The organism is Salinihabitans flavidus (genome assembly GCF_900110425.1).
Taxonomy (GTDB): domain Bacteria; phylum Pseudomonadota; class Alphaproteobacteria; order Rhodobacterales; family Rhodobacteraceae; genus Salinihabitans; species Salinihabitans flavidus.
Genome location: NZ_FODS01000002.1, coordinates 72,081 through 84,476 on the forward strand (window position 1 = coordinate 72,081; position 12,396 = coordinate 84,476).

General features: G+C 62.6%; 13 protein-coding genes and 1 pseudogene. 5 read left to right on the forward strand and 9 right to left on the reverse strand.

What is annotated here, in order from left to right:
• Window positions 1-9: 9 nt before the first annotated feature.
• The 6 genes from ureC to thyX form a co-directional block, all read right to left on the reverse strand.
• Window positions 10-1,716, reverse strand: a complete 1,707-nt coding sequence (gene ureC, locus BMW66_RS02250; protein ID WP_093115016.1) for an urease subunit alpha — start codon at window positions 1,714-1,716, stop codon at window positions 10-12.
• A gap of 3 nt (window positions 1,717-1,719) precedes the next feature.
• Window positions 1,720-2,025: an urease subunit beta gene (locus BMW66_RS02255; protein WP_093115017.1), complete on the reverse strand. Its 306-nt coding sequence runs from the start codon at window positions 2,023-2,025 to the stop codon at window positions 1,720-1,722.
• Window positions 2,022-2,180: a hypothetical protein gene (locus BMW66_RS20260; protein ID WP_175483140.1), complete on the reverse strand. Its 159-nt coding sequence runs from the start codon at window positions 2,178-2,180 to the stop codon at window positions 2,022-2,024. The genes BMW66_RS02255 and BMW66_RS20260 overlap by 4 nt, the downstream gene beginning before the upstream one ends.
• Window positions 2,181-2,192: 12 nt before the next feature.
• Window positions 2,193-2,495, reverse strand: a complete 303-nt coding sequence (locus BMW66_RS02260; RefSeq protein WP_093115018.1) for an urease subunit gamma — start codon at window positions 2,493-2,495, stop codon at window positions 2,193-2,195.
• Between the two features lie 14 nt (window positions 2,496-2,509).
• A complete protein-coding gene (locus tag BMW66_RS02265; protein ID WP_093115019.1) occupies window positions 2,510-3,325 on the reverse strand; it encodes an urease accessory protein UreD in 816 nt (271 codons plus the stop codon).
• A gap of 181 nt (window positions 3,326-3,506) precedes the next feature.
• Entirely contained in the window at window positions 3,507-4,433 is a 927-nt protein-coding gene (gene thyX / locus BMW66_RS02270) for an FAD-dependent thymidylate synthase (RefSeq protein ID WP_093115020.1), read from the reverse strand.
• A gap of 202 nt (window positions 4,434-4,635) precedes the next feature.
• On the opposite strand from thyX, the gene BMW66_RS02275 reads away from it, so the two are divergent.
• The 4 genes from BMW66_RS02275 (at window position 4,636) to BMW66_RS02290 (ending at window position 8,231) form a co-directional block, all read left to right on the forward strand.
• A complete protein-coding gene (locus BMW66_RS02275) occupies window positions 4,636-5,664 on the forward strand; it encodes a hypothetical protein (RefSeq protein ID WP_139196107.1) in 1,029 nt (342 codons plus the stop codon).
• A gap of 13 nt (window positions 5,665-5,677) precedes the next feature.
• On the forward strand, window positions 5,678-7,054 hold the full coding sequence (locus BMW66_RS02280; RefSeq protein WP_093115022.1) for a surface lipoprotein assembly modifier: 1,377 nt from the start codon (window positions 5,678-5,680) through the stop codon (window positions 7,052-7,054).
• Window positions 7,055-7,116: 62 nt separating this feature from the next.
• Complete coding sequence (locus BMW66_RS02285; RefSeq protein ID WP_093115023.1) at window positions 7,117-7,545, forward strand: VOC family protein; 429 nt, start codon at window positions 7,117-7,119, stop codon at window positions 7,543-7,545.
• Window positions 7,539-8,231 (forward strand): DUF1194 domain-containing protein, encoded by a 693-nt coding sequence (locus tag BMW66_RS02290; RefSeq protein ID WP_093115024.1) that lies wholly within the window; start codon window positions 7,539-7,541, stop codon window positions 8,229-8,231. The genes BMW66_RS02285 and BMW66_RS02290 overlap by 7 nt, the downstream gene beginning before the upstream one ends.
• A 54-nt stretch (window positions 8,232-8,285) precedes the next feature.
• Here BMW66_RS02290 and BMW66_RS02295 read toward each other — a convergent pair.
• The 3 genes and pseudogenes from BMW66_RS02295 to BMW66_RS02305 all read right to left on the reverse strand — a co-directional run bounded on the left by BMW66_RS02295 (window position 8,286) and on the right by BMW66_RS02305 (window position 11,506).
• A pseudogene (locus tag BMW66_RS02295) lies at window positions 8,286-9,472 on the reverse strand (glycine cleavage T C-terminal barrel domain-containing protein).
• Window positions 9,473-9,635: 163 nt separating this feature from the next.
• A complete protein-coding gene (locus BMW66_RS02300; RefSeq protein WP_093115025.1) occupies window positions 9,636-10,127 on the reverse strand; it encodes an Lrp/AsnC family transcriptional regulator in 492 nt (163 codons plus the stop codon).
• 251 nt (window positions 10,128-10,378) lie between these two features.
• The gene (locus BMW66_RS02305) at window positions 10,379-11,506 is read right to left on the reverse strand and encodes an S-(hydroxymethyl)glutathione dehydrogenase/class III alcohol dehydrogenase (protein ID WP_093115026.1); all 1,128 of its coding nucleotides are present in this window, start codon (window positions 11,504-11,506) and stop codon (window positions 10,379-10,381) included.
• Window positions 11,507-11,597: 91 nt separating this feature from the next.
• On the opposite strand from BMW66_RS02305, the gene BMW66_RS02310 reads away from it, so the two are divergent.
• Entirely contained in the window at window positions 11,598-12,356 is a 759-nt protein-coding gene (locus tag BMW66_RS02310; protein WP_093115027.1) for an IclR family transcriptional regulator, read from the forward strand.
• The last annotated feature ends 40 nt before the right edge of the window (window positions 12,357-12,396 follow it).

Below are 12,396 nucleotides of genomic sequence, written 5' to 3' on the forward strand. Positions count from 1 at the left end.
CATCACACCTCAATACAGGAAATAGCGTTGCGCCAGCGGCAGCTCCTGCGCCGGCTCGCAGGTCAGCACCTCGCCATCGGCGCGCACCTCATAGGTTTCGGGATCCACCTCGATCATCGGCGTGGCGCTGTTGTGCTTCATGTCGGCCTTCTGCAGCCCCCGGCAGCCCTCGACGGCCACGGTGTCCTTGGCCAGCCCCAGTTGCACGCCGGTCCCGGCCCGCTGCGCGGCGGCGCTGACGAAACTTATCGATGAGCGTTCCAGTGACCGCCCCAGAGCGGCGAACATGGGGCGCGAATGCACCGGCTGCGCCGGGATGGACCCATTGGGATCGCCCATCTGCGCCATCACGATGGACCCGCCCATGAGCACCATCTCGGGCTTGGCCCCGAAAAACGCCGGGTTCCAGAGCACCAGATCGGCGCGCTTGCCGACCTCGATGCTGCCGATATGGGCAGACATACCGTGCACGATGGCCGGGTTGATGGTGTATTTCGCAATATAGCGGCGCACGCGGGCATTGTCGTTCTCGCCCGTCTCCCCGCTCAGCCGTCCGCGCTGCACCTTCATCTTGTGGGCGGTCTGCCATGTGCGGGAAATCACCTCCCCCACGCGGCCCATCGCCTGACTGTCCGATGCCATCACCGAGAACGCGCCCATGTCGTGCAGGATATCCTCGGCGGCGATGGTTTCGCGCCGGATGCGGCTTTCGGCGAAGGCCACATCCTCGGGCACCCTGCGGCTCAGGTGGTGGCACACCATCAGCATGTCGAGATGCTCCTCGATGGTGTTGACGGTATACGGCATCGTCGGATTGGTCGACGACGGCAGGATGTTCTGCGTCGCCACCACCTTGATGATGTCCGGCGCATGGCCGCCCCCCGCCCCTTCTGTATGATAGGCATGAATGGTGCGCCCGCCGATGGCGCGGATGGTGTTCTCCACAAACCCCGATTCATTGAGCGTGTCGGTATGGATCATCACCTGCACATCGGTTTCCTCGGCCACGCCAAGGCAACAGTCGATGGCGGCGGGGGTGGTGCCCCAGTCCTCGTGCAGCTTGAGCGCGCAGGCCCCGGCCGCCACCTGTTCGCGCAGCGCGCCCGGAAGGCTCGCATTGCCCTTGCCCGCAAAGCCAAGGTTCATCGGCAGCGCGTCGGCGGCCTGCAACATCCGCCCGATATGGAACGCTCCGGGCGTGCAGGTGGTGGCCAGCGTGCCATGCGCCGGACCGCTTCCGCCGCCCAGCATGGTGGTGATGCCGGAATGCAGCGCATCGTCGATCTGTTGCGGGCAGATGAAATGGATATGCGCATCGAACCCGCCCGCAGTCAGGATTTCTCCCTCGCCCGCGATCACCTCGGTGCCCGGCCCGATGATCACATCGACGCCCGGCTGCGTGTCGGGGTTGCCCGCCTTGCCGATGACCGCGATCCGCCCGTCACGCAGGCCCACATCGGCCTTGTAGATGCCGGTGTGATCGACGATCAGCGCATTGGTGATCACCGTGTCCATGGCGCCCTCGGCGCGCGTAACCTGACTCTGGCCCATGCCGTCGCGGATCACCTTTCCGCCGCCGAATTTCACCTCTTCGCCATAGGTGGTCAGGTCGCGCTCCACCTCGATGATCAGTTCGGTGTCGCCAAGGCGAAGGCGGTCGCCGGTGGTGGGGCCGAACATCTCGGCATAGTCGCTGCGGGAAATGCTGTATGCCACGGCTCAGACCTCCCCCATCACAAGACCGTTGAAGCCGAACACCCGCCGCGCGCCCGCATAGGGGATCAGCCGCACCTCACGCGTCTGGCCCGGCTCGAAGCGAACGGCGGTGCCGGCGGGAATGTCGAGGCGCTGGCCGCGCGCGGCGGCGCGGTCGAACGACAGGCCGCTGTTGGCCTCGGCAAAGTGGTAGTGGCTGCCCACCTGCACGGGCCGGTCGCCGGTATTGGCGACCTCCAGCACGGTGACGGGGCGACCGTCGTTGAGGGTGATGTCCTGCGCGGCGGGAAAGAACTCTCCGGGTATCATTTCCGTCCCCGTCCGATCAGATAACCGCCCGCCACCGCGATTAGCCCCACCACCAGAAGCCAGAACGCATCGATCCCGTGCGGATGCAGATGCGCGCCGGAATGGGCCAGCGCGGGCGCGGGCGCAAATATCAGGACAGCAAGGAGTAAACGCATGATCGGACCCTTTCAGCGGATGGGATGGTGGACGGTGACCAGCTTGGTCCCGTCGGGAAATGTCGCTTCGACCTGAACCGAGGGCAGCATGTCGGGGATGCCGGGCATACATTGATCGGCGGTGATCACATCGGCTCCCGCCGCCATCAGGTCGGCGACGCTGCGGCCCTCGCGCGCGCCCTCGACAACGAAATCGGTGATCAGCGCCACCGCCTCGGGGTGATTGAGCAACACGCCGCGCGCCAGCCGGCCCCGCGCCACCATGGCGGCCAGGCTGATCAGCATCTTGTCCTTCTCGCGGGGGGTCAGATACATTCTGCGATCCTTTTCTAAGTTTGCCAGACACGCGGCAGACGGCCTGGCCTCAGCACCGCCAGCGCGCGCAGGATCTGCCGCCGGAGCGGCCAGCCGTCGCCCGCCATCAGCCGAACCACCAGCTTGCCGTCAAAGGCCGAGGCGCCGGCGCGCACGCCCGGCTCATCGAGAATGGCGCGCGCCGCCTCAAGCCGGTCCGCCGCGTCCGGCGCCACCAGAACCAGCGTGGCAATCGCGCGCGCCCCGGCCAGCACGGCCGCCCCCGCCGCCAACGCCTCGCCCGTCAGGCGCAGAGGCTCGGCAAACAGCGGCACACCGTCCCGCGAAATCATCCGGCGGTCGGTGAATTCCAACCGGCTCACGCGCTCTCCCATCGCCGCGCGGCCCAGAACCACCGCCTCCAGCAGCAGGCAAGTGGCATCGCCGGTCAGGTCGATTTGCGTCTCGCGCCGCAGCCGCGCGCCCTGAAACAGGATGGTTTCCTGCGGCAGCCAGTCGAGATGCGCGCCCGCGCCGACGCTGTGACGCACCCGCACATGTGCCGGATCACCCACAGCGCGATAGGCGCGCTCCGCCGTTTGCGTCGTCGCCGTGGCGCGCAGCCCGGACCCGAGATCAAGCGCATAGCGCAGCCGGTCGCGGCCCGTCAGCCCGCCCGAGGTATTGAGAAACACGACCTCCGGCCCGCCCGCACCGGGCAGATACATCGCCTTGGCCGATCCCGCCTGATGCAGCCCGGCAATCGCCGCGCGGCCCCTGCGTGTCGCGATGGCAACGGAAGCGCGGCCTGTGCTGCGCTGCGGCCTCATGAGGTCTGCAATGGCATTCATGCGTCACATCCGATTCCCGAACGCACCGTGTCTGGTGGGTTCGGCAACGGACGCTATCAAACCCCTCTGCGGGGTCTGCCGCCACGCGCTGATTTTGCCCGCCACTAAGAGTTTTTGCCCACAAACGGGGCAAGATTCACCCGAATGATGAAATCATGGGCGCCCGATGGATGGATTCGCGCTACGACCCCGGTTGCGCCGGGCCGTTCAGGATCCCTTCGAATTCGCGCCATTCGCCCTTGCTCATGCCGGAGGTCTCCTGCGTCACCGCCTCGCCCTTCAGCATCCGGCGCAGGCAGTCCAGCGCCGTGGCCGAGAGTGTTGCGCCCCCCATGCGGTAATCCTCGAACGCCCTGAAGGCGAAGGGCACCCAATCGGCCACCACGTCGCAGATCGCATCGGCATAGACGCGGATCTCGTATTGCGCATGGGCATCGGCGCGCAGCCGCAGGAAATGCAGCAGGTTGTGAAGGTCCACCTTCCAATACCACTGCGTATAGATATTGGCGGGCAGGTTCATCCGCGCCAGCTCCCGCGCCAGCCCCTGCTGGCCGTCCTCGCCGATCATCTCTTCATAGTGATCGTAGCAGCGCATCGCGTCGTCGCGCAGGATACGCAGCACACGGTCGGCCTCTTCGCCCTCAAGCGCGGCGCCCCGGCCCTGATTGTTGGTGCGCGACTGCGCCGCCAGCGCGTCCCGCTCGGGGATGTAGAATTCACGGTCGAGGATCGAATAGCGCGCGGAATATTCATTCACGTTCGCGGTGCGGTGCCTGATCCACTGCCGCGCAACGAAAACCGGCAGTTTCACATGCAGCTTGATCTCGCACATCTCGAAGGGCGTCGAATGCCAGTGCCGCATGAGATAGCGGATCAGCCCCTCGTCGTTGCTCACCGATTTGGTGCCCTTGCCATAGCTCACGCGCGCCGCCTGGCAGATCGCGGCATCATCGCCCATGTAGTCGATCACCCGCACAAAGCCGTGATCGAGGACCGGGATCGCGGTATAAAGATGCCGTTCCATCCCCTCGCTCACCGCGCGCAGGGTCTCGCGCGTCGTGCTGCGCTGGTTTTCGATCTCGGCCTGTTGCTCTGGCGTCAGCGGCATCGGGCGAATCCTTTTGTTGCTCCGACTCTGTTCGCCACGACCATATCTTGGGACAACCGCCGCCGCCACCACAGGATTGAGGCGCCCTGTCTGCAACAGGTTGCCCGCAATTCAACGGCGTGGATTGACTTCGACGCAAGCAGAGGCAAGAGTTTTGGCAAAAGCGTGAAAAGCGCAGAACATATATTGAGGGTGCAGTATCATGATCCGTATAGCCGCGATGTTGCTCGCGCTCGGGCTTCTGTCCGCCTGTCTTGGTGGCGGCACGAACCCGTTCGACGACGAGACAGAGACAGAAGAAGAGCAGTCGGAAGAAGAAGAGAACGTCGGGATCTTTGGCGATGATCTGCCACCCGGCACCACCAGCCCTTCGCCCGAGACGGGCATCACCCGCTACGAAGAAAATGACGGCGACGGAAGCGGTATGGTCGAAACCGTCACTTATAACAATGAAAATGGCGAAGACACCTTCACCGTCGACAACCTCGCGTTTGACGGGGACGACGCCTATAGTCGCGACGATCAGGTCGGCACCCTGAACAGTTTCGCGGTCTATGAAAATGCTGGCACCGTGACCGATCCGGTTTCGGGCAAGCCGATAAACCAGTTGTCGCACAAGGCGCTTTACCGTGTCGGCCCGTCAGGTGAGACGAAGGTAGCCATCGTGCGCACCGGTGCCTATGCAGATTATGGCTTTGGCGGATTCATCTACCAGCGTAGCGGGGACGTGACCCTGCCAACCAGTGGGCAGGCGACATACTCCGGCGATTATGCCGCGCTGCGCGATTTCGAGGGCGTGGGCGGCATGGAGTATGCCGAAGGCGATATGACCGTTTCCATCGACTTTGACGATTTCAACAACGGCGCAGGCGTAGTTGGACAGGTGGCCAACCGCACGATCTATGACACCGCCGGGAATGACATTACCGCCGACGTGCTCACCGCGCTCAGCTCGGAAACCGGCACTACCTATACCGCGCTTCCTTCTCTCAATTTCGTGGTAAGCGGTTCCGGCAACGTGGATGCCAACGGCGAGATGATGGGAGAGTTGAACAGCAGGGTCATCAACGCCTCTTCCGGCTCTGAAATCTGGGAGAGCGGCAATTACTACGCCATCCTCTCGGGTGAGAATGCCGGTGAAATAGCCGGGGTTCTTGTCATCACCTCGGATGATCCGCGCTTTGAGAATGTAACCACGCGCGAAACCGGCGGCTTTATTCTCGCCCGCTGACAAGGGGGCGCAAATGAAACGCATCGTGCATCGCATCCGTCCCTTTGCCGCGGCGGCGGGTTTGGCCTTGCTGACCGCCGCACCCACGGCGGCGGAGGGGCCTGTCACACTCTCGGTGGCGGAAATGCGCCATGCCGCCGCGCTGTCCATCGCCTACCACGAACCCCAACAGGCGCTGGAGTTGTCGCAGGCGCTGCTTGCGCGCGATCCCGGTGACATTCAGGCGCTTGTGATGAAATCCCGCGCCGCGCGCGATCTGGGACAATATCGCGTCGCGCAACAGGCCGCGCGCCGCGCATGGCGGCTGGCCGAAGCCGATCATCCACGTTATGGCGCGGCGCTGGCGATGGCGCAGGCGCTGGCCTCGGATGGTAAACGCACCCGCGCGCAATGGTGGCTGCGCCGCGCGAGCGAACACGCCCCGAGCCCCGGCCTGCGCGCCCGCGCGATCCGCGATTTCCGTTATGTGCGCCAGCGCAACCCGTGGTCGGCGCAGCTTTCTTTCTCCATCGCGCCAAGCTCCAACGTGAATAGCGGAAGCACTGCCAACAGCGTGACACTGAACGACTGGATCGAGTTTCCCATCACCGGCGCGGCCGCCGCCCTGTCGGGAACGCAGATCAGCGCCGGGCTGCGCGCCCGCTATCGCCTGTCGGAGAGCAAGACCGCCCGCAACGAGGCGCTGTTCAACCTTCAGCATCAGACCTACGTCCTCTCCGATTCCGCCAAGGCCAGCGCGCCGGACGTGTCCGGCAGCGATTTCGCTTATAGCTCTGTCAGTGTCGGGCTGTCGCGCACGGCCCGGCTGCCCGGCACCAAGGCCCCCTATGAGATCACCGCAGAACTGGGCCGGAATTGGTATGGCGGTGATCCCTACATGAATTTCGTCAAGCTCGGTGCGGCCAAGCATTTCGCACTCTCGCGCCGGACGCGTGCCCATGTTGGGCTGAGCGCGGAGCATCAGGACCTAATGCGCGGCACCCCCGATGCCGATCTTGCCGGGTTGCGCGTCGGGCTCGACCACCGGCTCGGCAACGGCGACCGGCTGAGCCTTGGGTTGAGCGCGCGGCAAAGCACCTCCACTTCCCCGCATCTCGATTACCGCCGGCTGACCGCGCGAGCCGAATACGCGATCGCGAAGCCGGTGATGGACATGCAGCTTTCCATGGGGCTGTCGCTGTCAGAAAAAAATCACGACCGCTCCCGGTTCACTTCCGACGGGCGCCACGACACCGAAATGTCCGCCCATCTCACTGCCGTGTTTCCCAAGCTCGATTACTACGGCTTCGTGCCCTCTGTCACGCTGCACGCCTCGCGCACCGACTCCAACGTCGGGCTCTATGAAAAGAAGGCGTTCGGCCTCCACATGGGCTTTCGCTCGGCCTTCTGACCCCCCTCGACATTTCAGCCTCGCACCCTACGCTGTGGGCTGGATTCGAACGGGAGAGCGCAATGCATCTGAAATATCTGCACACCATGGTCCGCGTGAAGGATCTGGAAAAATCCATGGCCTTCTATGAGTTGCTGGGCCTGAAGGAAACGCGCCGCTGGGACAATGAGGGCGGGCGCTTCACGCTCGTGTTCATGGCCCCTCCGGGACAGGAGGAATGCCCGGTGGAGCTGACCTACAACTGGGATGGCGACGACGCACTGCCCGATGACAGCCGCAATTTCGGCCATCTCGCCTATGAGGTCGGCGACATCTACGCGATGTGCCAGCATCTCATGGACAAAGGGGTGACCATCAACCGCCCGCCGCGCGACGGGCGCATGGCCTTCGTGCGCAGCCCCGACAACATCTCGATCGAGCTTTTGCAACAGGGCGAATCTCTGGCCCCCGCAGAGCCCTGGGCGAGCATGGAAAACACGGGCCATTGGTAAGGGCTCTGGCTCTGCTCCTGTCGCTTTGCGCCCCTTTGGGGGCGCAGGCGCAGGAGTGCCGGCTCGCGCTCTTGCTGGCGCTCGATGTCTCGGCCTCGGTCGATGAGGCGGAGGACGCGCTGCAACGCAAGGGGCTGGCCGCCGCCCTTCTCGCCCCCGAGGTGCAGGAGGCATTCTTCGCCGCGCCACCCGTCGCGCTGGCCGCGTATGAATGGAGCGGGCGGCTCAAATACAAGACCCTCCTCGACTGGACGATGATCGACGATCGCGGCGCGCTTCTGGCGGCCGCCAACCGAATTGCCGCCTCCACCCGAAGCGAGACGGAGTTTCCCACCGCGATGGGCTACGCCCTCGGCCACGGCGCGACGCTGTTGCAAGCCGGCCCCGCCTGCCTGTTCAAGACGCTCGACATGTCCGGTGATGGCGTCAATAACGAGGGATTTCCCCCCGCCGCCGCCTATGCCGAATTTCCCTTCAACGGCGTCACCGTGAACGGGCTGGTAATCAATGGCGCGGATTTCGAGGGAGAGATCTCGCTCATCGACTACTACCGCGAAGAAGTGATCCGCGGCCCCGGCGCCTTTCTGGAGGTGGCGCAGGGCTTTGCCGATTTCGAACGCGCCATGACCCGCAAATTGCTGCGCGAGGTCTCGCCGCGCACCGTCGGAGCGTTGTCGCCGGGCTAAATGCCTTGGGGTGTCCAAGTGCGCGCCTGCCGGACGATCAAGACCCGTACACTTTCACCTGTTTTCCCTCGACACCAGACGTTGATCCGAACCGTTGGAGCCAGACTGAGACGGGTTCTGTCCCGGATCGTGGAAGGGCCGCTTCACCACGGTGGCGTCGATCACGCCCGATTGCGTCCGAACCTGTAGGTCCGTGCCAAGTTCGGTGAATTCGCAAGAAACCATGGCGAGCGCGATGTTCCGCTCAAGGCGCGGCAATAGACGGCAGAGGTGACCTTGCCGACGCGGGTGCCATCCTTTGTGATGGTCCAGAACGTTGTGTTCGGAGCCGGGAGTGGCGCGCCATTCATCTGAAGGCCGACCTGTTTGCGCGTAACCCCGCGCTCCCGAATACGTCGCAACGCGAACTTGCCAACGAACTCCGCTGTCATCTCCGGATTGACCAGCCGGTCAAGACCAAGCTCGTAGGGGTTGGTATTGATATCGGCATCCGCGTGATACGACAGCATGCCGCCCTCGATCCGGCGGATCGTGGACGTGTGGCCCGGCTTCAGCCCCAGTGGAAGGCCCGCAGCCATGATACGTTCCCAGAGCGCATCACCGCACGCTCCGTCCCGAAGGTAGATCTCATACCCCAGCTCGCCGGACCATCCGGTGCGCGACACGACCAGCGGAATACCGTCCAACTCTGTCTCGCGCAGCCGGAAATAACGCAGATCCATGATGCTGTCGCCAAAGAGCGCCTTCATCACCTCGCCCGATTTCGGGCCCTGCAATTGCAGTGGCGACACATCCGGTTCGCGGATGGTGACATCGAGACCGGAATGCACGGCCACACCCTGCGCCCAAAGCAGGATGTCGCTGTCGGCCAGCGAGAACCAGAAGTGGTTCTCACCCAGCCTGAGAAGAATGGGATCGTTCAGAATGCCGCCCTCGGCATTGGTGATCAGAACATACTTGCATTGCCCGACAGCCATGTTCGACAGGTCGCGCGGCGTCAGAAGCTGAGTGAATTTCGCCGCATCCGGTCCGGTGATCTCGACCTGGCGCTCAACAGCCACGTCGCACAGGATCGCATCATTCACCAAGTTCCAGAAGTTCTGGACCGGGTCGCCGAAATCGCGAGGAATATACATGTGATTGTAGACTGAAAACCCCCGCGCACCCCACCGAACCGTCGCATCGAAATAGGGCGATCTGCGGATCTGGGTCCCAAAACCGATATCAGGTGATTGCGTCATGTCATCCTCCCGTGCTGACAGTCGGCATCATCTGCCATGATCTGTCAGAATACCGGGTAGACTCTAGCATTTGCGGCGCCCGAGCGCGTTCTGAAATCCGGCCATACACGAGACCGATCAGGCCAATTTGCGATCCCGCGCCAGACCAACCGGACGTGTTGCCTCAGCATGTGGTTCTGGTGGTCAGCTTGGCAAGGTTGGGAGAACTGGCCTTGACCTGCCGAGTCGCAATGTAGGTGATATATCTGTCAATGCCGACATCGGCCAGAAGCAGGCCGTCCATGAGGGTCTGGAAAGAGGTCAGACTGGGAACAAAAACCGTCATAACGTAGTCCATGCCGCCGCCTGTCGCGATGCAGTGGGTGATTTCGTCGAGGTCTCGGATATGCGCCTCGAACCTTTCGAAATCCGGTTTGCGATGATGCGCCAACGAAACCGTCACAACAAGCTGGGTAAAATCGGTGACCCGCTCCAACGCGATCTCCGCATGAAACCCGCGGACAAACCCCGCCGCTTTCAACCTGTCGAGACGGGACCAGCATGGCGTTGGTGAAAGGTTGACGATTTCTGCCAACCGGGTCTTGCTCAGCTGACCATGTTCCTGGACTGCGCTGAGGATCCGGATGTCGGTCGCATCAAGAACAGGTCTTTTCATGTGTGCGCCCCTTACGGGAAATACCACACCGGAAAGGTGCGGTATTCAACAAGCAAAACCCCTGTTCACCGTAATTCCACGGCTTCGAATGAGCACAGCCCCCTGCGACGATCCATAGGCTGATCGCGGCAAATCTTCGTTGTCTTTTACCGGCGCACCTGACGAACCCGACGGTATGAAGCACGACACTGAAGGTGCGTGAATGTCAGCTTGTCAGTGTGGCGGGCGCAGCGGCCCGGTTGGCGCATCGTTCAAAACTCGACCACCGCCCGGATCGATTTGCCCTCATGCATCAACTCGAACCCTTCGTTGATCCGGTCGAGCGTCAGCTTGTGGGTGATCATCGGGTCGATCTCGATCTTGCCATTCATGTACCAGTCCACGAACTTGGGCACCTCGCTGCGCCCTTTCGCGCCACCGAACGCCGTGCCCTTCCAGACCCGCCCCGTGACCAGTTGGAAAGGCCGCGTCGAAATCTCGGCACCGGCTGGCGCCACGCCGATAACGACCGACACACCCCAGCCGCGGTGCGAACATTCAAGAGCATCGCGCATGACATTGACATTGCCGGTCGCATCAAAGCTGTAGTCCACGCCGCCGAGATGGTCATCACCGCGTTGCGTCAGCTTGACGATTTCCTGCACGGTATTCTCGACCTTCTTCGGGTTGATGAAATGCGTCATCCCGAACTTGCGCGCCATCTCTTCCTTGTTGTCGTTCAGATCAACCCCGATGATCATGTCCGCGCCCGCCATACGCAGCCCTTGAATGACATTGAGGCCGATCCCGCCCAGACCGAACACCGCCGCGGTGGACCCGATTTCAACACCTGCCGTGTTGATCACCGCACCAATACCCGTTGTCACGCCGCAGCCGATATAGCAGATCTTGTCGAACGGTGCGTCCTCGCGCACCTTGGCCAGCGCGATTTCCGGCATGACCGTATGGTTGGCAAAGGTCGAGCAGCCCATGTAGTGATGGATCGGTGTGCCATCGAGCATGGAAAATCGCGTCGTGCCATCCGGCATCAGCCCCTGCCCCTGCGTGCCGCGGATCGCGGTGCACAGGTTCGTCTTGCCCGAACGGCAGGAATAGCATTCGCGGCATTCCGGTGTGTAAAGCGGGATGACATGATCGCCGGGACTGAGCGTGGTGACACCCTCGCCCACTTCCAGAACGACGCCTGCGCCCTCATGCCCCAGAATGGCGGGGAAAATCCCCTCGGGATCGGCGCCCGAGCGGGTAAACTCGTCGGTGTGGCAAATACCGGTGGCCTTGATCTCCACCAGAACCTCGCCCGCCTTGGGGCCATCGAGATTCACGTCCATCACTTCCAACGGCTTTCCGGCCTCCAGGGCCACGGCGGCACGTGTGCGCATATCTTGAAGTCTCCGTCTTTTTTCTTGCTCTATCGAGAAATTGTATCACTTTGTAAGAAGTAGTCTCACGTTATGGAATGATTCGGTCAATATGCATCTGGACCGCCTGATCACAATTCTTGAGCTCATTGCCATCGCAGGACGTTCCGTTTCCACAGCGGAAATCCAGAAGGCAACAGGTCTGCCCAAACCCACCTGCTACAGGCTGGTTCAGACGCTTCAGGAACAAGGCCTCATTGAGGCGCCTTCAGGCGACGGACGCGTCGTTATCGGTGAGCGTCTGATCCGCATCGCCCTTCTCGGGAAGTCCGACGTGGATGTGCGAAAGGCGGCGGCGCCCCTGCTCAAGGCCGCAGCGATCCAATTCAACGAAACCGTTTTCCTGGCCCGTTTTCGAAGCAGTCAGGTCGAGATCATCCATGTTGAAACCCCGGAAGATCCCGGCCGAGCCTTCGTTCATCCGGGGCTCGGAGTGCGCCCGATGCATGCCTGTTCGTGTTCCAAGGCTATTGCGGCCTTTGCTGAACCGGAATTCCAGACTTGCATCATTGGTGGCAGCCTCAAAGCCTATACCGAGCACACCAAGACGACCGAAACGGAGTTGCGCGCAGAGTTTGCCCGGATCGCAGAGCGGGGCTTTGCCGATTGCGATCAGGAGATTGACCTCGGGATTGCCAGTGTGGCCGCGCCGGTCTCCATTGGCAATATCGGCGCGATCTTCAGCGTGGGGGCCGTCGGACCAATCCGGCGCTTCGGAGAGGCGGACCGTTCAGGAATCGGACTGAAACTCATAAACTTGGCCGACCGCATCAGCGGGGCCATTCAACTGTGCAACGTGGCCGAGGTTTGAGGAGGCAACGGCCACACCGCCAAGAAGAGGAGAGCCGAAA